This window comes from Pseudomonas bananamidigenes, from assembly GCF_001679645.1.
Classification (GTDB): domain Bacteria; phylum Pseudomonadota; class Gammaproteobacteria; order Pseudomonadales; family Pseudomonadaceae; genus Aquipseudomonas; species Aquipseudomonas bananamidigenes.
This window is the reverse complement of record NZ_LRUN01000066.1, coordinates 1-24,929: the sequence shown is the minus strand read 5'-3', so window position 1 is coordinate 24,929 and position 24,929 is coordinate 1. Positions and strand designations below refer to the sequence as shown.

General features: G+C 60.4%; 23 protein-coding genes and 1 pseudogene. 7 read left to right on the top strand and 17 right to left on the bottom strand.

Translation table 11 applies throughout. The features are described from left to right. A pseudogene (locus BBF94_RS21800) lies at window positions 1–1,152 on the bottom strand (S-type pyocin domain-containing protein); the annotation flags it as partial. Between the two features lie 121 nt (window positions 1,153–1,273). Then, on the bottom strand, window positions 1,274–2,461 hold the full coding sequence (gene nhaA / locus BBF94_RS21795; RefSeq protein WP_065261034.1) for a Na+/H+ antiporter NhaA: 1,188 nt from the start codon (window positions 2,459–2,461) through the stop codon (window positions 1,274–1,276). 245 nt (window positions 2,462–2,706) lie between these two features. Here nhaA and BBF94_RS21790 point away from each other — a divergent pair, with 245 nt between their 5' ends. Next, window positions 2,707–3,801, top strand: a complete 1,095-nt coding sequence (locus BBF94_RS21790) for a PLP-dependent cysteine synthase family protein (RefSeq protein WP_065261033.1) — start codon at window positions 2,707–2,709, stop codon at window positions 3,799–3,801. 151 nt (window positions 3,802–3,952) lie between these two features. Here BBF94_RS21790 and BBF94_RS21785 read toward each other — a convergent pair whose 3' ends face one another. The 3 genes from BBF94_RS21785 to BBF94_RS21775 form a co-directional block, all read right to left on the bottom strand. Then, window positions 3,953–5,566: an NAD(P)/FAD-dependent oxidoreductase gene (locus tag BBF94_RS21785; protein WP_065261032.1), complete on the bottom strand. Its 1,614-nt coding sequence runs from the start codon at window positions 5,564–5,566 to the stop codon at window positions 3,953–3,955. Between the two features lie 95 nt (window positions 5,567–5,661). Continuing rightward, window positions 5,662–6,315, bottom strand: coding sequence for a COG3650 family protein (locus BBF94_RS21780; RefSeq protein ID WP_065261031.1), 654 nt, complete (start codon window positions 6,313–6,315; stop codon window positions 5,662–5,664). Between the two features lie 59 nt (window positions 6,316–6,374). Then, on the bottom strand, window positions 6,375–6,974 hold the full coding sequence (locus BBF94_RS21775) for a short chain dehydrogenase (RefSeq protein ID WP_065261030.1): 600 nt from the start codon (window positions 6,972–6,974) through the stop codon (window positions 6,375–6,377). A 103-nt stretch (window positions 6,975–7,077) separates the two neighbouring features. Here BBF94_RS21775 and BBF94_RS21770 point away from each other — a divergent pair, with 103 nt between their 5' ends. Next, window positions 7,078–7,992: a LysR family transcriptional regulator gene (locus BBF94_RS21770; protein ID WP_065261029.1), complete on the top strand. Its 915-nt coding sequence runs from the start codon at window positions 7,078–7,080 to the stop codon at window positions 7,990–7,992. Here the strand turns inward: BBF94_RS21770 and BBF94_RS21765 are convergent. Genes BBF94_RS21765 through BBF94_RS21750 form a run of 4 tightly spaced genes read right to left on the bottom strand, consistent with a single transcriptional unit; the run spans window position 7,983 to window position 10,429 of the window. Further along, window positions 7,983–8,456: a DoxX family protein gene (locus BBF94_RS21765; RefSeq protein WP_065261028.1), complete on the bottom strand. Its 474-nt coding sequence runs from the start codon at window positions 8,454–8,456 to the stop codon at window positions 7,983–7,985. The two genes, BBF94_RS21770 and BBF94_RS21765, sit on opposite strands and share 10 nt — an antisense overlap. After that, window positions 8,453–9,211, bottom strand: a complete 759-nt coding sequence (locus BBF94_RS21760) for an HvfC/BufC N-terminal domain-containing protein (protein ID WP_065261027.1) — start codon at window positions 9,209–9,211, stop codon at window positions 8,453–8,455. Before BBF94_RS21760 ends, BBF94_RS21765 begins: the two co-directional genes overlap by 4 nt. Next, the gene (gene bufB, locus BBF94_RS21755) at window positions 9,208–10,095 is read right to left on the bottom strand and encodes an MNIO family bufferin maturase (RefSeq protein WP_065261026.1); all 888 of its coding nucleotides are present in this window, start codon (window positions 10,093–10,095) and stop codon (window positions 9,208–9,210) included. Before bufB ends, BBF94_RS21760 begins: the two co-directional genes overlap by 4 nt. A 25-nt stretch (window positions 10,096–10,120) precedes the next feature. Then, window positions 10,121–10,429 carry a BufA1 family periplasmic bufferin-type metallophore gene (locus BBF94_RS21750; RefSeq protein ID WP_065261025.1) on the bottom strand — a complete coding sequence of 103 codons (309 nt, stop codon included), beginning with the start codon at window positions 10,427–10,429 and terminating at the stop codon, window positions 10,121–10,123. Window positions 10,430–10,666: 237 nt separating this feature from the next. Here BBF94_RS21750 and BBF94_RS21745 point away from each other — a divergent pair, with 237 nt between their 5' ends. Continuing rightward, window positions 10,667–10,918, top strand: coding sequence for a hypothetical protein (locus BBF94_RS21745; protein WP_065261024.1), 252 nt, complete (start codon window positions 10,667–10,669; stop codon window positions 10,916–10,918). A 52-nt stretch (window positions 10,919–10,970) separates the two neighbouring features. Then, the gene (gene acpP, locus BBF94_RS21740; RefSeq protein WP_065261023.1) at window positions 10,971–11,210 is read left to right on the top strand and encodes an acyl carrier protein; all 240 of its coding nucleotides are present in this window, start codon (window positions 10,971–10,973) and stop codon (window positions 11,208–11,210) included. A 57-nt stretch (window positions 11,211–11,267) separates the two neighbouring features. Here acpP and BBF94_RS21735 read toward each other — a convergent pair whose 3' ends face one another. From BBF94_RS21735 to BBF94_RS21715, 5 genes are all read right to left on the bottom strand, one after another. Beyond that, window positions 11,268–11,969 carry an ABC transporter ATP-binding protein gene (locus BBF94_RS21735; RefSeq protein WP_065261022.1) on the bottom strand — a complete coding sequence of 234 codons (702 nt, stop codon included), beginning with the start codon at window positions 11,967–11,969 and terminating at the stop codon, window positions 11,268–11,270. Further along, window positions 11,970–12,737: a high-affinity branched-chain amino acid ABC transporter ATP-binding protein LivG gene (gene livG / locus BBF94_RS21730; protein ID WP_007969480.1), complete on the bottom strand. Its 768-nt coding sequence runs from the start codon at window positions 12,735–12,737 to the stop codon at window positions 11,970–11,972. It lies immediately after the preceding gene. After that, window positions 12,734–13,990 (bottom strand): high-affinity branched-chain amino acid ABC transporter permease LivM, encoded by a 1,257-nt coding sequence (locus tag BBF94_RS21725; RefSeq protein WP_065261021.1) that lies wholly within the window; start codon window positions 13,988–13,990, stop codon window positions 12,734–12,736. Before BBF94_RS21725 ends, livG begins: the two co-directional genes overlap by 4 nt. Next, complete coding sequence (livH, locus tag BBF94_RS21720) at window positions 13,987–14,910, bottom strand: high-affinity branched-chain amino acid ABC transporter permease LivH (protein WP_065261020.1); 924 nt, start codon at window positions 14,908–14,910, stop codon at window positions 13,987–13,989. Before livH ends, BBF94_RS21725 begins: the two co-directional genes overlap by 4 nt. Window positions 14,911–15,141: 231 nt before the next feature. Next, complete coding sequence (locus BBF94_RS21715; RefSeq protein ID WP_065261019.1) at window positions 15,142–16,269, bottom strand: branched-chain amino acid ABC transporter substrate-binding protein; 1,128 nt, start codon at window positions 16,267–16,269, stop codon at window positions 15,142–15,144. A 352-nt stretch (window positions 16,270–16,621) separates the two neighbouring features. Between BBF94_RS21715 and BBF94_RS21710 the strand changes: the two genes are divergently transcribed. Next, window positions 16,622–16,927 carry a DUF2288 domain-containing protein gene (locus BBF94_RS21710; RefSeq protein ID WP_065261018.1) on the top strand — a complete coding sequence of 102 codons (306 nt, stop codon included), beginning with the start codon at window positions 16,622–16,624 and terminating at the stop codon, window positions 16,925–16,927. A 302-nt stretch (window positions 16,928–17,229) separates the two neighbouring features. Here the strand turns inward: BBF94_RS21710 and BBF94_RS21705 are convergent, their stop codons facing one another. Further along, window positions 17,230–19,431: a hypothetical protein gene (locus tag BBF94_RS21705; protein WP_065261017.1), complete on the bottom strand. Its 2,202-nt coding sequence runs from the start codon at window positions 19,429–19,431 to the stop codon at window positions 17,230–17,232. 197 nt (window positions 19,432–19,628) lie between these two features. On the opposite strand from BBF94_RS21705, the gene BBF94_RS27330 reads away from it, so the two are divergent. Then, window positions 19,629–20,525, top strand: coding sequence for an NAD(P)-dependent oxidoreductase (locus BBF94_RS27330; protein ID WP_176704494.1), 897 nt, complete (start codon window positions 19,629–19,631; stop codon window positions 20,523–20,525). On the opposite strand, the gene BBF94_RS21695 is transcribed toward BBF94_RS27330, so the two are convergent. Together BBF94_RS21695 and BBF94_RS21690 are read right to left on the bottom strand one after the other, a co-directional pair. Further along, a complete protein-coding gene (locus BBF94_RS21695; RefSeq protein ID WP_065261015.1) occupies window positions 20,416–22,698 on the bottom strand; it encodes a putative bifunctional diguanylate cyclase/phosphodiesterase in 2,283 nt (760 codons plus the stop codon). The genes BBF94_RS27330 and BBF94_RS21695 overlap by 110 nt on opposite strands. A gap of 148 nt (window positions 22,699–22,846) precedes the next feature. Continuing rightward, window positions 22,847–23,200 carry a YkgJ family cysteine cluster protein gene (locus BBF94_RS21690; RefSeq protein WP_065261014.1) on the bottom strand — a complete coding sequence of 118 codons (354 nt, stop codon included), beginning with the start codon at window positions 23,198–23,200 and terminating at the stop codon, window positions 22,847–22,849. A 301-nt stretch (window positions 23,201–23,501) separates the two neighbouring features. Between BBF94_RS21690 and BBF94_RS21680 the strand changes: the two genes are divergently transcribed. After that, window positions 23,502–24,851 (top strand): spinster family MFS transporter, encoded by a 1,350-nt coding sequence (locus BBF94_RS21680; protein ID WP_065261012.1) that lies wholly within the window; start codon window positions 23,502–23,504, stop codon window positions 24,849–24,851. Window positions 24,852–24,929 lie beyond the last annotated feature (78 nt).

Below are 24,929 nucleotides of genomic sequence, written 5' to 3'. Positions count from 1 at the left end.
TTTAGCTCTTGCTTTGCCAGTTTTTTCGCCTGTGTGTATATCGAACTCACCGAGATGGTCTCCTTCTCAGTTGTAAACCTCGACAGCTCCGTGTTGATAGTCCCACTCGTAAATGCGTTTCTTACTTTCCCAGCGTTTGCGATGGCTTTTTTTACGAACAAGTACAGCATCGGGAAAGGCCGGTAGAGCGTCAGGTGGAACATGATAGACATGATCCCCAGAAACCGGACGTGCAACCACTATGTACAGCGGCTTAACTCCAGAATCCGCCGGAAACACCAAAATGAAATCCCGATACTCCGGCGGATAAACCGGGTTCACCAGAATCCCGTCCGCCGCTTTCGTCGACGGATACACCCAGATTGGCTGTGCCTGCGGAGCGGCTTCCAGCGCGGGGATGCCGAGGATGTCGGAGCCGTCCACGGCGGGCGTCCAGATCAGTTCGATGCCCTCGCCGAGGTCTGCGACAAACCGGTTACCACGTGCAGTGAACTGCACGACATCGACCATTTCCCAGTCGCGGTTCTTGCCGGTGTAGAAGCCGTAACCCTTGAGAGTGCCGTCGGGCTGTTGTTCGACATGCAGGCGCACGCGGGTACGGGCCTGTTTGAGGGCGAGCAACTGGTCTTCGGTGTAGAGGGCGCTGTCGCCCAGGTTCGATGGCATCAACAGCGCCACCAGCCCGGCCAGCGGGGTGATGACGGCAGCAGAGGCCATCGCGGGCAATGCCTTGAATGCTTCACCGGCAAGGGCAAAAGTGCCGAGACCTGCAGGAATGGCAGTGCCGCTGATTTTCTTGAGTGCAACGCCGCCGCTGTCATCGGCTTCACGGCCACCGAGCAGAAGCAGGTCGCCGTAATCCTTCAGGCTGTCCGTCGGCACCATCCCCGAGGGATTCGAGTAATCGATGATTGCGTCCGGCAACTTGCAGGACTTGGCGAACGTGCAGCCGGCCCGCACCGGTTGAGGCTTGTTCGCCGCCACCTCGCGGCTGCGCTCGAAGGCCTCCTGCCGTGCCAGCATGGCGTCGTACTTGTTTTGTCGCTCGTCCTGATCGGCCAGTTCGGTGGCCGTCATGTAGCGGTAGGTGACGTGATGCCCGTCGCCTGCGGGAGGGTTGGGAACCCGGGGTATGTCCTTTTGACCAGCCACTGATTGTCCTTTCGTTCGTGCATCGGCGACCCCTCGAAAGGGGCTGCACGACGTTAACGAAGCAGGAAAATCGTGGCTGTAGGACGCGTCTCCAAAGACGTGGGGATTGTTCGCTACGGCATCAGGAAGGCAGCGCGGTGTTCTTTCTGCTTGCCGCCAGGGTCACCGCATAACCGATCAATGCGGCAAACACCGAGCCGGTCAGAATCCCCATCCGGTCCATCCCGGCGTATTCACTGGCACCCGGCACGAAGGCGAGGGAGCCGACAAACAGGCTCATGGTGAAGCCGATCCCGCAGAGGATCGCCACGCCCAGTACCTGGCCCCAATTGGCGTTCTGGGGCAGGGCGGCGATGCCGGTTTTCACGGTGAGCCAGGTCAGGCCGAATACGCCGATGGTCTTGCCCAGCAGCAGGCCGACAGCGATGCCCATCGGTACGTGGTGGGTGAAGCTTTCGGCGGTTACGCCGTTCAGCGACAGGCCAGCGTTGGCGAACGCGAACAGCGGCAGGATGCCGTAAGCCACCCACGGGTGCAGTGCGTGTTCCAGGGTCAGCAGCGGCGAAGGCTCGGCGTTTTTCGTGCGCAGCGGGATGCAGAACGCCAGAGTCACGCCAGCCAGCGTTGCGTGGACGCCGCTCTTGAGCACGCAGACCCACAGGATCAAGCCGATGATCATGTATGGCCCGAGCTTGACCACCCCGAGCCGGTTCATCGCCACCAGCGCCGCGATGCACGCGGCCGCCAGGCCCAGCGACAGGGTCGAGAGTTCGCCGGAATAGAAGATCGCGATGATCACGATGGCGCCAAGGTCATCGATGATCGCCAGGGTCATCAGGAACAGCTTCAGTGACACCGGCACCCGTTTGCCCAGCAGGGCCAGCACGCCGAGGGCGAAGGCGATGTCGGTGGCGGTGGGGATCGCCCAGCCATCGAGGGCGGCCGGGTTGTCGCGGTTGAGGAACCAGTAGATCAGCGCCGGCACCAGCATGCCGCCGATGGCCGCCGCGCCGGGCAGGACGATCTGCGAAGGTTTCGACAGCTGGCCGTCGAGCACTTCACGCTTCACTTCCAGGCCGATGAGCAGGAAGAACAGCGCCATCAGGCCGTCGTTGATCCACAGCAGCAGGGGCTTGGCGATTTTCAACGCGCCGATCTGTGCCACTACCGGGGTGTCGAGCAGGCCGCTGTACAACCACGACAGCGGCGAGTTGTTGATGATTAAAGCCAGGATGGCCGCGGCGATCAGTAACAGACCGCTGGCAGCTTCCAACTGAAAGAAACGCGTGAAAGTGCTACGCAGAGGCAAGGTCGCTCTCCATCGATAAAGTCAAAAGGTGGGACACCCTAACCCGTACTGTTAGTTGTTAAAACAAAAGTTATATTCTTTTTTGTTATATATGGTTACAGGGCGCGAGCCAGACATTGGCAGAGCCTAGCAGTTGTCCCGGGGATTGAAGTTCAGCTGTATCTGTCAGTGCGGTGGGATTTTTCCTAAGCTTGGAGGCTGAGCCTGTGAAGGCACTTCTGCCCGACTCAACGAGAACGACAGCCATGAGCGACAATCGACAGTGGGCCCGCGAAGCCATCCGGATCATCGAAGCGGACTTCCAGCGCAGCGCCGACACCCATCTGATCCCCTTGCCGCTGCCGGGGTTTGCGGGCATCGAGTTGTACTTCAAGGACGAATCCAGCCATCCCACCGGCAGCCTCAAGCATCGGTTGGCCCGTTCACTGTTTCTCTACGCCTTGTGTAACGGCTGGCTCAAACCCGGCGCGCCGGTGATCGAAGCATCCAGCGGTTCGACGGCGATTTCCGAAGCGTACTTTGCGCGGATGCTCGGATTGCCGTTCATTGCGGTGATGCCAGCGACCACCTCCAGGGAAAAGATCGCGCAGATCGCTTTCTACGGCGGCAAGAGCCATCTGGTGAACGATCCGACGCAGATCTATGCCGAGTCCGAACGTCTGGCCCGCGAACACGACGGGCACTTCATCGACCAGTTCACCTACGCCGAGCGCGCCACCGACTGGCGGGCGAACAACAACATCGCCGAGTCGATCTTCCAGCAGATGCGCTACGAGCAGCACCCGTGCCCGGCGTGGCTGATTTCCAGCCCCGGCACCGGCGGCACCACCGCGACGCTCGGCCGCTATGTGCGTTATCGCCAGCACTGCACCCGTGTGCTGTGCGCCGATGCCGAGCGTTCGGTGTTCTTCGACTTTTACCAGACCGGCGACGCGAGTTTGCGTCTGGACCACGGCTCGCGGATCGAAGGCATCGGTCGGCCACGGGTGGAAGCGTCGTTCCTGCCCAAGGTGATCGATGCGATGGTCAAGGTGCCGGATGCCTTGTCGCTGGCCGCCATGCATTACCTGGCGCAGCGCCTGGGCCGGCATGTGGGTGGGTCGAGCGGCACCAACCTGATCGGCGCGCTGATGGCGGCGCAGCAGATGAAAGCGGCGGGGGAGTCGGGGTCGATCGTCGCGATCCTGTGCGATGGCGGCGAGCGCTATGCGGATACGTATTACGATCGGGCGTGGCTCAAGGCACAGGGCTACGAGCTGGATGGGTTGATGGCGGCCGTGGCTGCAAGTGCCGAGAAGGGAGAGGCGCTGCCGGACTCGGTGCTGCGCGCCAATATCTAAAGCCAACAGCTGAAACCAATGTGGGAGCGAGCCTGCTCGCGATGACGATAGACCAGTCAACATTTCTGTTGAAGGTCAAACCGCTATCGTCGGATCGCCGCCCGGAGCAGGCTCGCTCCCACAGGTTTTGTATCACTTCAAAGCTTGTTTATCAGGCCTCAAGGCCCAGGATATCCCGCGCCACAGCTTCGGCAATCCGGATCCCGTCAACACCCGCCGACAGAATCCCGCCCGCATAACCCGCGCCTTCACCGGCCGGGAACAGCCCTTTGACGTTCAAGCTCTGCAGCGACTCGTTCCGGGTGATGCGCAGCGGTGACGAAGTCCGCGTCTCGATCCCGGTCAGCACCGCATCGTGCAGCGAATAACCGCGAATCTGTTTCTCGAATGCAGGCAATGCTTCGCGAATTGCTTCGATGGCAAATTCCGGCAGCGCCAGGGCCAGATCGCCCAGCGCTACACCCGGTTTGTACGACGGCTCGACTTCGCCCAGCTCGGTCGATGGCGTGCCGTTGATGAAGTCGCCGACCAGTTGCGCCGGCGCCTTGTAATCGCTGCCGCCGAGGATGAAGGCGTGGGATTCCAGACGTTCCTGCAGCTCGATGCCGGCCAGCGGGCCGCCCGGATAATCGACTTCCGGGGTGATGCCGACGACGATGCCGGAGTTGGCGTTGCGTTCGTTACGCGAGTACTGGCTCATGCCGTTGGTGACCACGCGGTTCGGCTCGGAGGTCGCGGCGACCACGGTACCGCCCGGGCACATGCAGAAGCTGTAGACCGAACGGCCGTTTTTGGCGTGGTGCACCAGTTTGTAGTCGGCGGCGCCCAACTTGGGGTGACCGGCGTACTTGCCCAGACGCGCGCGGTCGATCAGCGACTGCGGATGCTCGATGCGGAAACCCACCGAGAACGGCTTGGCCTCCATGAACACGCCACGGCTGTGGAGCATGCGGAACGTATCGCGGGCGCTGTGGCCGAGGGCGAGGATCACGTGCTTCGAGTGCAGGACTTCGCCGCTGGCCAGTTCGACCCCGACCAGTTGGCCGTCTTCGATCAGCACGTCGGTGACACGTTCCTGGAAGCGAACTTCACCGCCCAGCGCACGAATCTCCTCACGCATGTTCTCGACCATGCCGGTCAGACGGAACGTACCGATGTGCGGCTTGCTGACGTAGAGAATCTCTTCCGGCGCGCCGGCCTTGACGAACTCGTGCAGGACTTTACGGCCGAGGAATTTCGGATCCTTGATCTGGCTGTACAGCTTGCCGTCGGAGAACGTGCCCGCACCGCCTTCGCCGAATTGCACGTTGGACTCGGGGTTGAGCACGCTTTTGCGCCACAGGCCCCAGGTGTCCTTGGTGCGCTGGCGCACTTCGGTGCCGCGTTCGAGGATGATCGGCTTGAAGCCCATCTGCGCCAGCAGCAGGCCGGCGAAGATGCCGCACGGGCCGAAACCGACCACGATCGGTCGCTGGCTCAGGTCGCTCGGCGCCTGGCCGACGAACTTGTAGCTGACATCCGGCGCCACGTTGACGTTGCGGTCATCGGCGAACCTGGCCAGCACTCTGGCCTCGTCGCGCACTTCCAGGTCAATGGTGTAGATGAAGCACAGTTCGGTGGACTTTTTGCGCGCATCGTAGCTGCGCTTGAACAAGGTGAAGTCGAGCAGGTCATCGCTGGCGATGCCCAGGCGCTGCACGATGGCGGTGCGCAGGTCTTCGTCGGGATGGTCGAGCGGCAGCTTGAGTTCAGTGATTCGTAACATGACAGGATCCGGTTCGCGGGACGCACAACTGCGCCAGGGCGTTTGAAGGCGGCGATTATAAGCCGCAACGGCCGGATCCCGTGAGGGTAAAACGATCAGTCGTTGCGCGAGCCGCCGAAATACCCGCAACCGCGCTGGACCTTGCCGTCGATGCGCAGCTCGGCGCTCATGTGCTGCACGCTGCCGGTGCGGCTGTCGACGCAGCGCTGCGGCGCCACCCACAGCTCGATGCGCTGGTTGTCGGCTTCGCTGCTGAGGTTGAAACGGCCGTCGCCCAGTTGCTCCTCGACGTAGGGCACGGCGAGCGGTGGCTGGCCTTCGCGGTCGATGACCATGCCTTTGCCACTGACCTTGACGTTCCACTCCGGGCCATGGCCGGCGGCACGCAGGATCAGTTGTTTGAAGTTCGGATCATCGCAAGCGGTGCCGGAGCGTTCGACGCGATACAGCTGGGTGAGGTCGAGCCGGTCACCGGCGATCTTGCCGCGCACGTCGGCGAACAGCTTGCCTTGCTGATCGGCCAGGGTCGCAGCCTCCTGCAGGATGCTGGTGCCGCCGATGTCATTGACGACGTACTGACGCTGTTCGCCGCACGACTGAAACACCAGTTTGCCGTCGGCGGCGGTCAGTTGCCCCTGCATCCGCGTCTGGCCGACGTGGGAAGCGCTGGTCCGCGCGCCGTCGAACAACTGGCACGCGGCAAACAGAGGGAGCAGGGCAACAACGATCAAGGAACGGGCAACACGCATCTTCGGCTCTCCAGACAAGTGCCGCCACGTTACGCAGGCTGACCGTTCATCACAAGGGTTTAGCCCACGTGAAATGTCTGACCTGTCTGCAGGCCTTCGACACTTTTGGCGTAGGCCAATGCCACATCCGCTGCCGGAACCGGCTTGTAGCCGCGAAAGTACGGGGCGTAGCTGCCCATGGCTTCCACCAGCACGGTCGGGCTGATCGAGTTCACGCGCAGGCCGCGAGGCAGCTCGATGGCGGCGGCACGGACGAAGCTGTCGAGGGCGCCGTTGACCAGGGCCGCCGAAGCACCGCTGCGGATCGGATCGTGGCTGAGCACGCCGCTGGTAAAGGTGAACGACGCACCGTCGTTGGCGAATTCGCGGCCGATCAGCAGCAGATTGACCTGGCCCATCAGTTTGTCTTTGAGGCCGAGGGCGAAGCTGTCTTCGTTCATTTCACCCAGCGGGGCGAAGGTCACGTTGCCGGCGGCGCAGACCAGGGCGTCGAATTTGCCGGTTTGCTCGAACAGCTTGCGGATCGACGCGCTGTCGCTGATATCCACCTGGAAATCGCCGCTGCTGCGGCCAATGCGAATGACTTGGTGACGCTGCGACAGTTCTTTGTCCACGGCCGAACCGATGGTGCCGCCGGCGCCGATCAACAGAATTTTCATCGTGCTTGCCTCGAGTGATTGAACGAGCTTTCAGTCTAGAGTGGTTTTTTCGGCGGATAAGCGCGCTAATGGGCAACCTTTGGTTTTCAAATGGAAACAATCCATGAGCGAGATGGATGATCTGGCGGCGTTCGCGGTGTTGATCGAGGCCGGCAGTTTTACCCTGGCGGCGCAGCAGCTGGGGTGCAGCAAGGGACAACTGTCCAAGCGCATCAGTCAGCTGGAAGCGCAGTTTTCCGTGGTGTTGCTGCAACGCACCACGCGCCGGTTGAGCCTGACCGCCGCTGGCGCGGCGCTGTTGCCTCAAGCGCAAGCGCTGGTCGTTCAGGTGGAAAGAGCACGTCAGGCATTGGCGCGTTTGAAGGACGATATGGCCGGCCCGGTGCGTATGACGGTTCCGGTATCGTTGGGGGAAACCTTCTTTGATGGTCTGGTGCTGGAGTTTTCACAGAAATACCCCGAAGTACAGATCGAACTGGAGCTGAACAACAGCTATCGCGATCTCTCCCGCGATGGCTTTGATCTGGCGATCCGCACGGATGTCGCCAATGACGAGCGACTGGTGGCCAAGCCTTTGCTGGCCTGGCAGGAAATGACCTGCGCCAGTCCGGCCTACCTTGAGCGTTTCGGCGAACCGCTGACACCACCGGCGCTGGCCGAACATCGCTGTCTGCTCAACAGTCACTACGGTGGTCGCGAAGAGTGGCTGTATCACCAGCAGCACGAATTATTGCGGGTGCGGGTGTCGGGACCGTTCGCCAGCAATCACTACAGCCTGCTGAAAAAGGCCGCGCTCGCTGGCGCCGGCATCGCCCGTCTGCCGTCTTACCTGCTGCAGACGGAATTGGCTGACGGGCGATTGCGCTGGCTCCTGCGGGATTTTCAGACCCGGCGCATGCCGATGTACCTGGTGCATCCGTATCAGGGCGGGCTGCCAAAGCGCACGCAGGTGCTGGCGGACTATCTGATCGACTGGTTCAAGCGCAGCGGCGAGGCGCTGGACCGGCTTCAGCGGTAACGTCGGGCGATCAGATGATCGATCGACAATTTGCCCGGTCCCGTGGTCATCAGGTACAGCAACAATGCCGCCCAGGTGCCATGGGTCGGGTAAGCATCGGGGTACACAAACAGCTCGATGACCAGCGTCATGCCCAGCAATGCCAATGCGGAAAACCTTGTGGCGAAGCCGACGAGTATCAGGATCGGGAAAAAGTGTTCGGCAAATGCCGCCATGTGCGCAGCGATTTCCGGTGACAGCAGCGGCACGTGGTATTCGCTCTGGAACAGCGGAATCGTCGAGTCCGCCAAGTGCGGCCAGCCAATCTGGAACGTGCCGTCGATCAGGTCGATGGCCAGTCCCTCGACCTTGGTCTGCCCGGATTTCCAGAATACCGCCGCGATGGAAAAACGCGCGATGAAGGCGATCAGGCTGTGCGGGATTTTTTCCAGCAGCGCAATGGCGCGGGCAATGAGGCTGTTCATGGCGAAACCTTGTGATGTAAGTGAGTGATGGCCTGGCGGCTGATCAACAGGGCCAGGGTCTGGCTGAGATCGAAGGCCTCTGCGGATTCCAGCGCCTCGGTCAGTGACAGGCCGGCCTTGAGCTGGCCAATGAACTGGCTGGCGCCGGGATCCACGGCGAACACCTCGACCTCCAGGCCGTTGCGCAGGACCAGCGCGTGCTGGGCCTGATCCAGATTGATCCCGGCGAGTGTCGCGTCGTGCTGGTGTGCCGCCCAGATATCCACCACGGCAAAGGCTGAATCGAGCACGTGCAGCGAAGGATGCAGACCGATTTGCAAGCGACTCAGGCCTTCCTGATCCGCGAAGGCCGCAGCGATCCGCTCCTGGCTGAGCGGCGCGATATCGGCGGCGTGATAGGCCTGCGTGCGCAGGCGTTCCAGTCGCGCGACATCGGCCAGGTAAGGCACGCTCGACGCCGGCTCGAATCCGCTGATGAAGTCCGCCAGATCACTGCCGTAGTCGCTCATCAACGGGCTTCGAGGTGGATGGTTTTGAATGAAGACTCCGGCCATGGCACGGAAGAATTCCTCTCCCACCAACTGCATCACCACGGGGTAACTGTCGACCAGTGCATTGCTCAATGAGCGTTGCACGTTGTTGCGGTACACCGCGAAACGGCTGGCGGGATCGGCACCGTTGACGCTGCACAAGCCATCGGGGCAGGGCAGGCCGGTATCGAGAAGTGCTGCACTGAATACGGCCTGGGTGCTCATGGCCGACCTCCTGCGCAGCGCAGAAGCTCATCGGCTTGTTGCGCCTCGGCCATCAGCACGTTGAAGGCCGGCACCTGATTGTCCCGTTCGATCAGCGTCGCCACCGGGCCGATGCGCTCCAGCGCCTGTCGGTACAACGACCAGACGGCCTGATCGACCGGTGCGCCGTGATCGTCGATCAGCAAGCGAACACCGAGGCTGTCGGCATCTTCGGCAAACCCCGCCAGATGGATCTCGCCCACCGCGTGCAACGGCAGTGCGTCGAGGTAAGTCAGAGGATCGCGCTGATGGTTGATGCACGAGACGTAGATGTTGTTCACGTCCAGCAACAGACCGCAGCCGCTGCGCCGGATGACTTCACGGATGAACTCCGCTTCGTCGATTGTCGAACGCTCGAATGCCAGATAGGTCGCCGGGTTTTCCAGCAGCATCGGGCGCTGGAGGGTGTTCTGCACCTGGTCGATATGTTCGCAGACGCGGTCGAGCGTCGGCGTGTCGTAAGCCAGGGGCAATAGATCATTGAGAAACACCGGGCCATGGCTCGACCAGGCCAGGTGTTCGGAAAAGGATTGAGGTTGATAACGCTCGATCAGCGTACTCAGGCGTTTGAGGTGTTGAACATCCAGCGGGCCCTCGGCACCGATGGACAAGCCGACGCCGTGCAGCGACAGCGGATACGCTTCGCGGATCAGACCCAGAAAGTGATGAAACGGGCCGCCGGCCACCATGTAGTTTTCGGCGTGGACTTCGAAGAAACCGATGTCCGGTAGAGAACCGAGCACTTCACGAAAGTGCCCGGTCTTGAGCCCCAGCCCGGCACGGGGCGGGAGCCCGCAGAGGGCTGCCCGAGTGCGGGGGGAGGCATGGTCGCAGGATGTGATCATGATCGTCACTCGGGCAGGCCGTGGATCAGGACTTGGCCTTGAACGCTTCCAGCTGACCGAAACCGGTCGGCGAGGTCTTGCTTTCGGTGGTGGTGCAAGTGCCTTTCGGAACGAACTTCCAGGAGTTGGCCTGGTAGTCCATTTTCGCCGTGCCTGCGCAGGTGGTGCCGGCGCCGGCGGCGCAGTCGTTATGACCTTTCATGGCCACGCCGAAGCATTTTTCCATGTTGCTGTTGTCGGCGGCCTGAGCGGTCGAAACGCCGACCATGCTCAGGGCGGAGCCCAGGGCCAGAACCAGGGCGGTGGCGGACAGGGTGCGGGTGGTAGCAGTCATGATGTTTCTCCGGTTTTTGCTTGGGTTGGAACAAGCGATGTGCGCTTGCTTGCCCCACTAGAGAAACGACCTGGTGATGCGTTACAGCCGGCAGAAAAAAAATCCGAAAATAATTGGAATAACCATCTCGCGTTGATCGCGAATGGTTATTCGGACCTGTTATTTCTGACAGTGGGCGACGGTCCTTCGAATGAGTAGATTCAACTCAGGGCTGACTGCTTGCGAGGAAACACCATCATGACCAGGGCAGAGTTGAACAAATTCGTTCAGACAAAAATCGATGAAAAGGCAAACATCATTCTTGATGAAAGGGTGAAGTATGACGATGCGGCGCTTGGAGCGCTGAAGATCTATTCCGGCCTTCGGCGCATCCTGAACAACAAGGCGACGCTCGAGGATATAGGAATGCTGCATGCCGTCAGCGATCTGATGCAGGCGCTGGGCGTTATCTCTCCCAATGAGACGCTGGGCGCGAAACTCAAGCGCTGAATGTCTTTCTGCTGTGATGACGGTTTGAATCATATCGGTTGAGGGTTTGCAGATGGCAAGCATCGAGGAAAGAGTAAAAAGGATTGTTGCCGAGAATCTGGGCGTGAAGGAGGTAGACATCGCTGTTGAAAACAGCTTTGTCGATGATCTTGGGGCCGACTCGCTGGACACCGTTGAACTGGTCATGGCACTGGAAGAAGAGTTCGAGATGGAAATCCCGGACGAAGAGGCCGAGAAAATCACCACGGTTCAGCAGGCGATCGACTACGCAGAGAAACATTTGAAAACTTGAGGTGAGCGCAGGACGAAAAAAACGGCCCGAAGGCCGTTTTTTGTTTGAAGCGATCCATCAACCGCCGAGGTACGCCTCGCGCACTTTCGGGTCGGTCAGCAGCGCTTCACCAGTGCCTTGCATCACCACCCGGCCGTTCTCCAGAACGTAGGCGCGGTCGGCGATTTTCAGCGCCTGGTTGGCGTTCTGCTCGACCAGGAACACCGTTACACCGTCCTTGCGCAGCTGTTCGATGATGTCGAAGATCTGCTGGATGATGATCGGCGCCAGGCCCAGCGACGGCTCGTCGAGCAGCAGCAGTTTGGGCTTGCTCATCAGCGCACGGCCGATGGCGAGCATTTGCTGTTCGCCGCCGGACATGGTGCCGCCGCGCTGGTTGAAACGCTCTTTCAGGCGTGGGAAAAGTCCGAGAACCTTGTCCATCTGTTCCTGATAGTCGCCCTTGTTGGTGAAAAATCCGCCCATGGACAGGTTTTCTTCGACGGTCAGACGGGCAAACACCCGACGGCCTTCCGGCACCACGGCGATGCTCTTGCGCATGATCTGCGACGAGTCCTGGCCGACCAGTTCCTCACCCATGTAGCGGATGCTGCCGCTGTGGGCCTGGGGCGATCCGCAAAGCGTCATCAGCAGCGTGGACTTGCCGGCACCGTTGGCGCCGATCAGGGTCACGATTTCGCCCTGGCGGACTTCGACGTTGACGCTGTGCAGGGCCTGGATCTTGCCGTAGAAGGTGGAAACGTTTTCGAACTGCAGCATTTACGCTTCCCCCAGGTAGGCTTTGATCACTTCAGGATTGTCGCGGATCTGTTCCGGCGTGCCGTCGGCCAGAGGCGTGCCCTGGTTGATCACGACGATGTGGTCGGAAATGCTCATGACCAGTTTCATGTCGTGTTCGATCAGCAGCACGGTGACGTTGTGCTCCTCACGCAGCACGCTGATCAGCGCCTTGAGGTCTTCGGTTTCCTTCGGGTTCAGACCGGCGGCCGGTTCGTCGAGCATGAGGATCCGCGGACGGGTCATCATGCAACGGGCGATTTCCAGACGACGCTGCTGACCATACGCCAGGGTGCCGGCGGTACGGTTGGCGAACTCTTTCAGATTGACCTTTTCCAGCCAGTATTCGGCGTATTCCATGGCCTCGCGCTCGCTCTTGCGGAACGCCGGAGTCTTGAACAGGCCGGACAGGAAGTTGGTGTTCAGGTGACGGTGCTGGGCGATCAGCAGGTTCTCGACCGCCGTCATGTCCTTGAACAACCGCACGTTCTGGAAGGTGCGCACCACGCCCTTGAGGGCAATCTTGTGCCCCGGCAGGCCCTGGATCGGCTCACCGTCCAGCAGGATGCTGCCGCCCGACGGCTGATAGAAACCGGTCAGGCAGTTGAACACGGTGGTCTTGCCCGCGCCGTTCGGCCCGATCAGTGCCACCACTTGTTTTTCCTTGACGGTCAGGGCCACGCCATTGACTGCCAGCAGGCCGCCGAAGCGCATGCTCAGGTTTTCGACTTTAAGGATCTCGCGGCTCATTTTCGCAACTCCATGTGTGGGCGTTGCATCGGCAGCAGACCTTGTGGACGCCAGATCATCATCAACACCATCAGGGCACCGAACATCAGCATTCGGTATTCGCTGAATTCACGCATCATTTCCGGCAACAGGATCATCACCACGGCCGCGAGGATCACGCCCAGCTGCGAGCCCATGCCACCGAGCACCACGATGGCGAGGATGATCGCCGACTCGATGAAGGTGAACGATTCCGGGGTCACCAGACCCTGACGGGCGGCGAAGAAGCTGCCGGCGAAACCGGCGAAGCTCGCACCCAGGGTGAACGCCGAGAGCTTGATTACAGTCGGGTTGAGCCCCAGCGCACGGCAGGCGATTTCATCTTCACGCAGCGCTTCCCACGCACGACCGATCGGCATGCGCAGCAGGCGGTTGATGATGAACAGCGCGGCCAGCGCCAGCAGCAGGGCAACCAGGTAAAGGAAGATCACCTTGTTGATCGAGTTGTATTCCAGGCCGAAATACTCGTGGAAGGTCTGCATGCCTTCCGCGGCCTTGCGTTCGAAGGTCAGACCGAAGAACGTCGGCTTCTCGATGTTGCTGATGCCGTTCGGGCCACCGGTGATGTCGGTCAGGTTGCGCAGGAACAGACGAATGATTTCCCCGAAGCCGAGGGTCACGATCGCCAGGTAGTCACCGCGCAGACGCAGGACCGGGAAGCCCAGCAGGAAGCCGAACGTTGCCGACATCAGGCCGGCGATCGGCAGGCAGATCCAGAAGCTCAGGCCATAGTAGTGCGACAGCAGCGCGTAGCTGTAGGCACCGACGGCGTAGAAACCGACGTAACCCAGGTCGAGCAGACCGGCCAGACCGACCACGATGTTCAGGCCGAGGCCGAGCATCACGTAGATCAGGATCAGCGTCGCGATGTCCACCGCGCCACGGGAGCCGAAGAACGGCCACACCAGTGCACCGAGGATCAGAGCAATGATGATGTAGCGCTGGGTGGTCGGCAGGGTCAGGAAGTTGCTGGCCTTGGCCGGGATCAGCGGCAGGCCCGGCGAGGATTTCCACGCCTTGCTGATCTGCTGGTTGAACAGCACCCGCAGGAACATCAGCACCGAACACACGGCGATGGTCGCCAGGATGGCCGGGCTGGTGCCATGCACTTCAAGGTTGATGCCGACGATGGTCAGTTTCAGACCCAGTACCGGGTAGGCCACGGCCCACACCAGCAAGGCACTGAAGAGTGCCTGTTTAAGATTCCTGTTCATACTTTCTCAACCTCCGGACGGCCCAGAATGCCGGTCGGACGGAACAACAGCACCAGAACCAACAAGCCGAAAGCCACGACGTCCTTGTACTGGTCGCCGAAGATATCGGCGCCAAAGGCTTCGGCCACCCCGAGCACCAACCCGCCGAGCATGGCGCCGGGGATGCTGCCGATCCCGCCCAGTACCGCGGCGGTGAAGGCCTTGAGGCCGACGAGGAAACCGGCGTTCGGGTTGATCACGCCGTACTGCATGCTCAGCAGTACCGCAGCGACAGCCGCCAGCGCGGCACCGATGACGAAGGTCAGGGCGATGATGTTGTTGGTGTTGATGCCCAGCAGGTTGGCCATCTTGATGTCTTCGGCACAGGCGCGGCAGGCGCGACCGAGGCGAGAGCGGGAGATGAACAGGGTCAGGCCGAGCATGGCGACCAGGGTCACCACGAACACCACGATCTGCATGTAGGAAATCAGCACTTCATGTGCGCCACCTGGCCCGATGGAAAAGTTTCCGGGGATCAGGTTGGGGATGGATTTGTCCTTGGAGTCTTGCGCCAGCAGAACCGTGTTCTGCAGGAAGATCGACATGCCGATGGCGGAAATCAGCGGGATCAGACGATTGCTGCCGCGCAGGGGGCGGTAGGCGATCCGTTCGATGCTGTAACCGTAGGAACTGGTGACGACGATGCTGGCGATGAACGCCGCGGTCATCAACAGCGGGACGTTGTCGAGTCCCATCATGGCCAGCCCGGCGATGGCGATGAACGCCACGTAGGAGCCGATCATGTACACCTCGCCGTGGGCGAAGTTGATCATTCCAATGATGCCGTAAACCATCGTATAGCCGATGGCGATCAGGGCATACGTGCTGCCAATGGTCAGACCATTAACCAGCTGCTGGAAGAAGTGATAGATGTCAGGCATTACAGCGCTCCTAAAAACCTGATACGCATTTCACTGGTGGAGTCATTTTCCCACTCGGTCCCGTGGATCTTCATCCACTTCGAATCCGGGTTTTGCCAGCGAACCGCTGATGACGGTTTTGAGATTTTCAGGTGGGGAGACTGGCGGATCACGCCAGCGCGGCCCAATACATTCGTAAAACAAAGCCCACGGCACGCCGTGGGCTTTATTGGCAGTCAGTCAGGCAGCGCCTTACTGAGGCGAAACTTCGGTTTTAGGTTTGCCGAAGTGCCACTCGTAAACCACGAACTTGAAGTCCTTCAGGTCGCCCTTGGCGTCGAAGCTCAGGTCGCCGGTCGGGGTCTTGAAGGTGCCGGCGTGAATGGCGGCGGCCACTTTGGCAGGGTCTTCGGATTTGGCAGCGGTGATACCGCCGGCAATCACTTCGACCGCCGAGTAGGAAGGGAACACGAACGGACCGCTCGGATCTTCTTTCTTGGCCTTGAAGTCTTCAGCCAGCTTCTGGTTGGCCGGATCCTGGTCGAAGGACTTCGGCAGGGTCACCAGCAGGCCTTCGGAAGCGTCCTTGGCGATCTGCGAGATGGAGTCGTTGCCCACGCCTTCCGGGCCCATGAACTTGGCTTTCAGGCCTTTTTCCTGGGCTTGACGCAGGATCAGACCCAGCTCCGGGTGGTAGCCGCCGTAGTAGACGAAGTCGACGTTGGCTTGCTTGAGCTTGGAGATCATCGAGGAGAAGTCCTTGTCGCCGGCGTTGACGCCTTCGAACACGGCGACTTTCACGCCTTTCTTCTCCAGGGTCGCCTTGACGGCGGTGGCGATGCCTTCGCCGTATTGCTGTTTGTCGTGCAGTACGGCAACGATTTTCGGCTTCACGTGATCGGCAATGTAGTTACCGGCGGCAGGGCCCTGGGCGCTGTCCAGACCGATGGTGCGGAACACCATTTTGTAACCACGGTTGGTGATGTCCGGGCTGGTGGCAGCCGGGGTGATCATGATCACGCCTTCGTCTTCGTAGATGTCGGAAGCAGGCTGAGTGGAGCTGGAGCACAGGTGACCGACCACGAACTTGACGCCATCGTTGACGACCTTGTTCGCTACGGCTACCGCTTGTTTCGGATCGCAGGCGTCATCGTATTCGACGGCTTCGAGCTGCTTGCCGTCGACGCCGCCCTTGGCGTTGATCTGCTCGATGGCCATTTTGGCGCCGCTGAACTGCATGTCGCCGTACTGGGCTACCGGGCCGGTTTTAGGGCCGGCGATGCCGATCTTGATGGTGTCGGCTGCGAACGAATGGCTGGCCACCCCGGCCAGTACCATTGCGGCAAACAGTTTGGAAATCTGCTTAGTAGCCTTTGTCATAGTGCTCCACTCTTGCTGTTGTATTTTTTTAGAGTCCTGACGCCGTAGCAGCAGAACCGGGCTGGGTATCTTCGCGATACCTTCCGGAAATGCCCCCGGCAACTGTACCGGTACAGTGTAGAGCGCCGGTTGTTGGCCTGGGAAGCTGGCGCCAAGGGGCAAATCCTGAGGGTGTCGCTTTAATGAAAGAAAAAGACAGAATTGCGGCGGGGCTTTCAGAGGGCTTATGTCCCATTTGTCAGCATTCCCTGGCTTTCCTGCGCTTTTCGTTCGGTACAGCCTTTTGCTACCGGGTTTTTCTGCCGGACCACCGACGTTATCATTCGCGCCGATTTCTTTTCCGGACAGTCCCATGAATCAAGAACCTAGCACCCTCTATGCCAAGCTGCTTGGTGAAACCGCATCCATTACCTGGAAAGAGCTGGAGCGCTTCTACGCCCAGGGTGCCCTATTGTGGGTCGACGGCGACCTGGATTTGATCGCCGTGGCCGAGGCCGTGGCATCGGACCAGGGCGATAAAGTGGCTGCCTGGCTGGCCGAAGACAAAGTCGCCAAGCTGTCTGAAACGCGGGCGCTGGATATTTTCGAGCGCGATCCCGAGATGTGGGCGGTGGTGGTCCGGCCGTGGATTCTGGTCCAGGAAAGAGCGTTGGCCTGAGGGGTTGCACCTTGTTGGTGCGCATGATGGTCGAGGAAAAGTGTGTAGCCGAGTAGCGTGATGGCAGGTTGCCGTAGAGAAATGCCACAGGCAGGGGTGGCATAACGGTGACGTAAACGTAACGGGCACAGTTTAGTAAGCAGCCTAACGGCTGCTTAATTGTTTCGGAATGTTGGAAAGGCTGAGTTGTGTGGCGTTTTCACGGGTCCCATCGCGAGCAAGCTCGCTCCCACAGTGTTCGTGTCGAGCACAAAACCTGTGGGAGCGAGCTTGCTCGCGAATAGCTGCGACGCGGTCTTCGATCAGACCGAGTAAGTCTTGCCGGTGTGGTTGTTGAGCGAAATGACCTTGGTCTTGCCGATCCGGTGACGGTAGATCTCGCGCAGGTATTTGATCGACTTCTTCACGCAATCGCGCGACAGGCGAATGTCGTTGATCGAGACGAACTTCTCCTTGTCGTTGATCAGTTCGCGGTATTTCTTTTCGTACATCGGCTTGATCGCGTACCAGTTGGTATCGAGGATCTTCGCCGGATTTTCGAACTCGTTGAGCAGGTCGTCGATGCGCTCCTCGTCGAATTCTTCATTGATGATGAAGTCGAGGATCGAGTTGTCGAGAGTCTCGTCAAAACGGTACGGGTTCTTCGCGAAGCAGCGCTTGATGAAGGCCACGATCAGGGTCAGGAAGTCGTCCGACAGGCACGGGCTCTTGGCGATCAGGGTAGTCAGCGACAGGTTGGCCGAGGCGCCGATGACCAGTGCGTAACGCTTGAGCGTGGTGTTGGGGAACAGGCTGTTGAGGTGGGTCTTCAGCCGGTTCAGGTCCATGTACGACAGCTTGTAGTCTTTCGGCAGCGAAACGATCGAGACCACCGACGAGCAGTTCTTGAAGAAGTGCAGGTCATGCAGCGCGGCGGCGTCGTAGCCGGAATTCTTGTATTGCTCCAGCGACGCACGATAACGCTTGGATTCGATCGGCAGCAGGCTGATGCCTTCGATGGCCTGGGTCACCTTGTTGAAGTGCGGCAGGTCGATGGAGCGGAAGAACAGGTCGTCGATGTTCAGGCGCTGCGGCTCTTTGTCGAACACCTTGAATTTGTCGCTGCTCGGCGGCGGTGTTTCCGGCACCACCGATTCTGCGTAGGCAATCGCCACCGGGCCGGCCAGACTCATGAACAGGTCGTTGGCGTCCAGGCGGATGGTTTCGCCGATGTCGATGCCGGCACGCCGGAAGTAGTTCTGGTCGTAGTCGGTGGTAACCGCCTGCGCCGTCAGAATGTTGAAAATCTGCTGCGAGATGTACTGGTTGGCGTGCTTCTCCATCGCATTGACGTCAATGTTCTGGATGTTGCCGTCATCGCTTTCTTCGGCGTAACGCATGATGTCGTTGGAGATCAGCATCATGGCGTTCCATGGCCGGATACGGCCCATCACACTGGCTTCGCTGCTGTCTTCGTTGGCGAAGTTGTACGAGAAATCCCATTCTTCCGACAGGTATTTGCACAGCAGCCGACCGGCGTTGATGTGCAGCGCCTCGGACATTTCGCTGCGGTGGTCGGAAATGTTCGGCAGCACGCAGATGCCGCTGGTGAAGATTGGCTCGAACACGAACGAATGACCGCTCTTGCCGTCATGTTCGTCCATCGGCTTGGTGTCGAACGTCTTGTTCATGTACGAGTGCTGCTGGGCCAGGCCGAATTCCGAGGCCATGCCCGAACCGGTACCGCCGCCGGCACTGAAGATCGAGAAATACAGGCGCGACTGGTTGGCCTTGATGCCGCAGCTGTCGATCAGGTACGAGTGGATCATTTTCCAGTCGGAGCTGGAGAAACGCTGGGTGTCCTTGTTGAGGATGATCTTCGCCAGGTACTGGCCGAGGATCGGCGCGTTACCGGCGCCGCCGGCGTGGACTTCGGACAAGTCCATGATCTTCATTTTGCTGTAGTCGCGCAGGAAGCCGCTTTTCTCGCCCTTGCGCGAGAAACGGATGCGCCCGGCGATGTCTTTGTCGAGGTCGCCGAGCATCACCAGCGGTTCCACCAGGAATACCGGTTTGGTGGACTTGTTCGGGCCGATCCGCAGGTTCTGCTTGATCCACTGGGCCGGGCTGTAGCCTTTGTCGGAGGCCAGGCGACGGTCGGCCGCGCGGTCTTCGTTATTGAATTCGTTGAGGTAGAACTTGCGCGCGTTGTACACCAGCTCCGCCACGTCGAGGGCGATGTTGGAGCCGCAGCGACCGAGGCCGATCAGGCACACCGACGGGAATTCCTGGTCGTTGTGCTGCTCGTTGTCGCCTTCCAGGTGCGGCGGGCGCGGGAACACCAGGTCACGCAGGCCGTCGAGGTTGTCGAGGATGCGGTCGGTGTTGGTTTCGGTGAAATACAGGTATTGCTGGGTGCCCAGAGGGCGGGAAGGCGGCAATGGCTTCATGGGGGCAGGGCTGTTCGCTGCAGGGCTCAGGGTCAGATCGGATACCGCAGTGGCCGGATTGTTTTTGGAAGTCATTGTGCGCCATGTACCTGGACTGGTTGGTTCGGCGACCGCTGTCGTCGAGCCTCACGGAATGGGGATCTCGCGTCTTTTTACTGCGCGTATTTGGCCCGTGCGTCAGGGGTTTTGCCTGTGTGCCGCACGGGGGAATCCTTTCCTGATTGATGATGGATCGGCCATGATTCGGCGATCTTTAATCAAAAGGAGGCTAAATGATGTCAACGCTACCTTCGTTGGGGTTTGCCGGAATCGGTCTGATGGGGTTGCCGATGTGCCGCCGCCTGCTGGCGGCGGGTTATCCACTGACCGTGTGGAACCGCAATCCGGACAAATGCGCACCACTGGTCGAGGCCGGCGCCCGGCAGGTTTCGACCCCGGCTGAACTGTGCGGGCACGCCGACGTGGTGATGCTCTGTCTGGCCGATACGGCGGTAGTACGCGAGGTGGTGTTTGGCCCGGCCGGTGTTGCTGAAGGCGCAAGAAACGGTCAGTTGCTGGTGGACTTTTCCAGCCTTGAACCGACCGCGACTCGCGAGATGGCCGCGGAACTGGCGCAAAAGACCGGCATGACGTGGCTCGACACTCCGGTGTCCGGCGGCGTCGTTGGCGCGGAGGCTGGCAGTCTGGCCATCATGGCGGGCGGTGATGCAGCGGATCTTGATCGGGTGCGCCCGGTATTGCTCACCCTCGGTCAGCGCGTCACGCATATGGGCGGCATCGGCGCAGGTCAGGTGACCAAGGCCTGCAACCAGATGATCGTCGCCTGCAATGCGCTGGTGATTGCCGAGGTGGTCGCGCTGGCCGAGCAGGCCGGGGTCGACGCCCGCCTGATCGCCGAAGCGCTGGCCGGTGGTTTTGCCGATTCGAAGCCGCTGCAGATCCTCGCCCCGCAAATGGCCGAGAGCCGTTTCGAGCCGGTGAAATGGCATGTACGCACGTTGCTCAAGGATCTCGACACGGCGGTGAAGTTTTCCCGCGAAACAGGCTCGGCCACGCCGATCAGCGGATTGGCCGCACAACTGATGCGCCTGCATGGGGCGCAGGGCTTTTTGGCGAAGGATCCATCGACACTGGTGCAAATGTACCGCGGGCCAGACTCAGCGGATTGAGCGTGTGGGTGTGTTTGCGCTGATTGATTTCCTCGAGGACCGGCCGCAGTTCCTCCAGCGGTACCGGACGGCTGAGCAGGTAGCCCTGAATGAAGTCACAGCCGGAACGCTCGAGGAATTCGTATTGCTCCAGGCTTTCGACGCCTTCGGTGACCACTTGCAGGTGCAGGGTGTGCGCCATGACGATGATCGCCTGGACGATCTCCATGTCGGCAGTGGCCTTGGGAATATCGAGGATGAACGAACGGTCGACTTTCAGGGTGTTGAGCGGCAGACGCTTGAGGTAGGCGAGCGAGGAATAGCCGGTGCCGAAATCATCGATCGACAGTGATACGCCCAGGGCGCGGATCTGCCGCAGCAGCACCAGCGTATTGGCAATGTTGCCCATCAGGGCGTTTTCGGTCACTTCCAGTTCCAGTCGCTCGGGGGCGACGCCGGCACTGTGCAAGGCCCTTTCGATTTCATTGGCCAGCTCCTCCCGCGCCAGGTTCAGCGGAGAGCAGTTCCAGGCGATCTTCAACTCATCACAGCCATGGCGCGACAATTCACCAAGATCGTCGCAGGCCTTGCGCAGTACCCAGTTGTCCAGTTCGGCGATCAGTCCGTTGTTTTCCGCGATGGTGATAAAACGGTCCGGCGTCAACAGCCCATGCACCGGGTGCCGCCAGCGAATCAGTGCCTCCAGCTTGGTCACTTTGCCGGTCTTGAGTTCGAAGATCGGCTGGTAATACAGCATCAGGCCGTTCTCCTCGCGCAGGGCATGGCGCAGTTCTTCCTCCAGTTGCAGTTCCTGGCTGGCGCGGTTTTTCAGGTTGGAATCGAAGAAGTGCAAACCGTTGCGTCCGGCGCCCTTGGATTGATACAGCGCCAGATCCGCGTGCTTGAGCAACTCCTCGCAGGTGGTGCCGTCCTCGGGAAACAGGCTGATGCCGATGCTGGTGGTCATCACCATGCGCCGCCCGGCCAGTTCGATCGGCTCTTTCATCTTGAGCATGATGCGCTGGGCCAGGTTGCGAGCCTCTTCGCGGTCGCGCAGGCCGATCAGGATGCAGAATTCGTCGCCGCCGAAACGCGCCACCACATCCTCATGGCTGCGTACCGAGCCTTTGATGTGCCGGGCGATGACTTTGAGCAGTTCGTCACCGGCATCATGGCCGAGGCTGTCGTTGATGCGTTTGAAATGATCGATGTCGAGAAACATCACCGCCAGCATGCCGCCTTCGGTGGCTTTCTGGCTGAGCTTTTCAGCGAAGAGCTGGTTGAACCCGCGACGGTTGATCAGGTTGGTCAGGGCGTCGTAATTGGCGGCCTGTTGCAGCGACATGCGCGCCTGATCGAGCTGGCTGAGCAGCATGTTGACCCGGCGCAGGTCCTGTTCCTTGTTCTGCAGTTTCTTGTCGGCCAGTGCGGCGCTGATGGCGCTGCCGAGGATCAGCAGGGTGATGAAGGCGACGGTGAGCCCCAGTTGCAAATGGCTGGAATCGGCTTTCAGTGCAGGGATGCTCCCCTCCGGCAGGACCAGTTGCAACGCGGTCATGCCGGTGAAGTGCATGCTGATGATGCCGGCCCCGAGAATCAGTGTGGCCACGTATTTCAGCATCTGGTTGTGCAGGCCGCTGCCTTCGCGCAGATTCCCGGCGACCCACAGCGCGGCGAAACTGGCGACGATGGCAATCAGGATCGAGAGTCCGAACAGGGTCGGGTCGTAGTAAGGGGTCGCCGCCGATTGCATGGCGGCCATGCCGACATAGTGCATGCCGGCAATGCCTGCGCCAATGACAATGGCCGTCTTCAGGTATGGCAGCAGACTGGGTTGCGGTTCACTCAGGGTGTGCATCGCCAGCCAGGAGGCCAGCACTGCGATCAGCAGGGAAAACAGGGTGATGGACAGGTCGTACTGGATGTCGATGGGGGTCTGGAACGCCAGCATGCTGATGAAATGCATCGCCCAGATGCCACCGGCCAGGCAAGTCGCGCCGATCCAGCGCCAGATCCTGCGCGATCCGGGGTCTTCGGCGTGGCCGACGCGTTCCGCCATGTCGAGAGTGGCGAAGCTTGCGGCGCAGGCCACCAGATAGGCGACCAGCACCAGCAAGGGATTGTGTGTGCAATTGAGGATGATCTGCCCGCTGTGCGGCAGCTCGGTAACAAACTGCAAACCAAGCCACTCCATAGCATGCCCCGTCTCTGAGTGCTTCCTGACTGCGTCATGAACGCAGGCGAATGAGAGGAGTATAGAGGCCGATTTCGCGGTGCAAGCGATGGTGGCACATTGGTTCTAATGATTTTGGCATGAGTGCCATAGCGATTGGCGCTAAGGCTCAGGCGACCTCGTTCCAGTGCGGTTGCAGCGGGGGCAGGCCGAAGCGGGCGCGGGCCTTGTCGCAGTCGATGTTCTGCACGCCGTTTTCCCACGATGCCTCGAATTCCCGGCAGGGGCTCGAACGCTTGTCGTAGATCGTGCAACTCACGGCCTTGCCGACTTCGCCCTCCAGCGCCGTGCAGCGCGGGGCCTTGCGGTCGGTACCGATCATGGCAACCCGGCTCGGCGTTATCTGGGTAACCAGCTCATCGGGGACGGTCCCGCCGGAGGATGCGCATTCACCCCAGAAAAATGACACACGAAAATGGGAACAGCAGGCACCGCAATTCAGACACGGACTGACATCGGACATGGGAGGGGCATCAAAGGGATTGATCGGGAGGATCCGGACGGATCCGGCGGCCATTCTAGGCTTTGCAACGGCGTTGGGAAGGGGGGCGAGAAAGTATTTTTTCATTGCCGGATTTTTCGCAAAAGCCCCGGTTTTCGGGGGATTCGAGGCTTATCAAGGGCTTACGTTTCGTTACAGTGCCATGGGCGGATATCAGGCTGGCGAATGATCACAGACAGCCCCGATTGCCATGACTAGATTGCAGGTTCCGGGCTCGGATGCGTCGGTAGTGAAGCCCCATGACAATAAAAGAGACGGACCCATGCAGAACTCGACCCAAGCGGCGAATGCCTGGCGCATTCTGTTCCTGTTGTTCCTTGCCAACCTGTTCAATTTCTTCGATCGCACCATCCCAGCGATCATCATCGAGCCGATCCGCATGGAATGGCATCTCAGCGACTTTCAGCTGGGCATCGTCGGCACCGCGTTCACCATCGTCTATGCCATTGCCGGTCTGCCGCTGGGGCGTCTGGCCGACACCGGCTCGCGCAGCAAGCTGATGGGCTGGGGGCTGGCGACCTGGAGCGCGCTGACGGCAGTCAACGGTCTGGTCGGCAGCTTCTGGAGTTTCCTGCTGGTGCGCATGGGCATCGGTATCGGTGAGGCCAGTTACGCGCCTGCGGCCAACTCATTGATCGGTGACCTGTTCCCGGCCCACCGTCGCGCACGGGCCATGGGCATCTTCATGCTGGGCCTGCCGTTGGGGCTGCTGCTGGCATTCTTCACCATTGGCGCGATGGTCAAGGCGTTCGACAGCTGGCGTGCCCCCTTCTTTATCGCGGCGGTGCCGGGCTTACTGCTCGCGGTGTTCATGTTCTTCATCAAGGAACCCAGACGCGGTGCGGCGGAAACCGTGCAGGTGTCGCAAGAGAAGGTCGACAAGCCGATCCGCCGGGTGCTGGCGGTCCCGACGTTCCTGTGGCTGGTGCTGGCGGGGTTGTGCTTCAACTTTGCGACCTATGCCTGCAACTCGTTCCTGGTGCCGATGCTGCAACGTTATTTCCTGATGCCGTTGCAGGAAGCGGCGGTGGCCACCGGGCTGATCGTCGGAGTGACCGGGCTGATCGGTTTGACGCTCGGCGGCTGGATCGCCGACAAGATCCATCAGCGTGTGGCCAACGGGCGCCTGTTGTTTGCGGCGTTCAGCCTGATCATTTCCACCGTCTGCACCGCCTGGGCACTGCATGCCGGCCGGATCGAGATCGGTGTGTTTGTCGCGCTGTTCAGTGTCGGCTGGCTGTTTGCCTATAACTTCTACACCTGTGTGTACACGGCGATTCAGGACGTGGTCGAACCGCGCCTGCGGGCTACGGCGATGGCGTTGTTCTTTGCCGGGTTGTACCTGCTGGGCGGCGGTCTGGGGCCTGTCGTGGTGGGCGGTCTGTCCGATCACTTCGCGAAATCGGCCATGGCGGCGGCGGGCGCCGAAGAGATGACCGAGGCCTTCAAGGCGATCGGCCTGCATGACGCGATGTACCTGATCCCGGTAGCGCTGTTGTTCACGATGGTGTTTCTGTTTCTGGCGTCGCGGTGTTTTGTGCGGGACGCCAGGCGGATGAAGGCGGGGATGTCAGCAGTGGTGGAGCCGGATGGCGCAGCGGTGACTGCATAACCGCCTTCGCGAGCAGGCTCGCTCCCACAGGCTTGACGGCGACCACATAATTTGTGAACGACTCGGATCACTGTGGGA

Bases quoted from the DNA above. Each gene is read 5' to 3' on its own strand.
- BBF94_RS21790 (WP_065261033.1), top strand. From the start codon at position 2,707: ATGAGCGACAATCGACAGTGGGCCCGCGAAGCCATCCGGATCATCGAA.
- BBF94_RS21785 (WP_065261032.1), bottom strand. From the start codon at position 5,566: ATGTTACGAATCACTGAACTCAAGCTGCCGCTCGACCATCCCGACGAA.
- BBF94_RS21780 (WP_065261031.1), bottom strand. From the start codon at position 6,315: ATGCGTGTTGCCCGTTCCTTGATCGTTGTTGCCCTGCTCCCTCTGTTT.
- BBF94_RS21775 (WP_065261030.1), bottom strand. From the start codon at position 6,974: ATGAAAATTCTGTTGATCGGCGCCGGCGGCACCATCGGTTCGGCCGTG.
- BBF94_RS21770 (WP_065261029.1), top strand. From the start codon at position 7,078: ATGAGCGAGATGGATGATCTGGCGGCGTTCGCGGTGTTGATCGAGGCC.
- BBF94_RS21765 (WP_065261028.1), bottom strand. From the start codon at position 8,456: ATGAACAGCCTCATTGCCCGCGCCATTGCGCTGCTGGAAAAAATCCCG.
- BBF94_RS21760 (WP_065261027.1), bottom strand. From the start codon at position 9,211: ATGAGCACCCAGGCCGTATTCAGTGCAGCACTTCTCGATACCGGCCTG.
- bufB (WP_065261026.1), bottom strand. From the start codon at position 10,095: ATGATCACATCCTGCGACCATGCCTCCCCCCGCACTCGGGCAGCCCTC.
- BBF94_RS21750 (WP_065261025.1), bottom strand. From the start codon at position 10,429: ATGACTGCTACCACCCGCACCCTGTCCGCCACCGCCCTGGTTCTGGCC.
- BBF94_RS21745 (WP_065261024.1), top strand. From the start codon at position 10,667: ATGACCAGGGCAGAGTTGAACAAATTCGTTCAGACAAAAATCGATGAA.
- acpP (WP_065261023.1), top strand. From the start codon at position 10,971: ATGGCAAGCATCGAGGAAAGAGTAAAAAGGATTGTTGCCGAGAATCTG.
- BBF94_RS21735 (WP_065261022.1), bottom strand. From the start codon at position 11,969: ATGCTGCAGTTCGAAAACGTTTCCACCTTCTACGGCAAGATCCAGGCC.
- livG (WP_007969480.1), bottom strand. From the start codon at position 12,737: ATGAGCCGCGAGATCCTTAAAGTCGAAAACCTGAGCATGCGCTTCGGC.
- BBF94_RS21725 (WP_065261021.1), bottom strand. From the start codon at position 13,990: ATGAACAGGAATCTTAAACAGGCACTCTTCAGTGCCTTGCTGGTGTGG.
- livH (WP_065261020.1), bottom strand. From the start codon at position 14,910: ATGCCTGACATCTATCACTTCTTCCAGCAGCTGGTTAATGGTCTGACC.
- BBF94_RS21715 (WP_065261019.1), bottom strand. From the start codon at position 16,269: ATGACAAAGGCTACTAAGCAGATTTCCAAACTGTTTGCCGCAATGGTA.
- BBF94_RS21710 (WP_065261018.1), top strand. From the start codon at position 16,622: ATGAATCAAGAACCTAGCACCCTCTATGCCAAGCTGCTTGGTGAAACC.
- BBF94_RS21705 (WP_065261017.1), bottom strand. From the start codon at position 19,431: ATGACTTCCAAAAACAATCCGGCCACTGCGGTATCCGATCTGACCCTG.
- BBF94_RS27330 (WP_176704494.1), top strand. From the start codon at position 19,629: ATGATGTCAACGCTACCTTCGTTGGGGTTTGCCGGAATCGGTCTGATG.
- BBF94_RS21695 (WP_065261015.1), bottom strand. From the start codon at position 22,698: ATGGAGTGGCTTGGTTTGCAGTTTGTTACCGAGCTGCCGCACAGCGGG.
- BBF94_RS21690 (WP_065261014.1), bottom strand. From the start codon at position 23,200: ATGTCCGATGTCAGTCCGTGTCTGAATTGCGGTGCCTGCTGTTCCCAT.
- BBF94_RS21680 (WP_065261012.1), top strand. From the start codon at position 23,502: ATGCAGAACTCGACCCAAGCGGCGAATGCCTGGCGCATTCTGTTCCTG.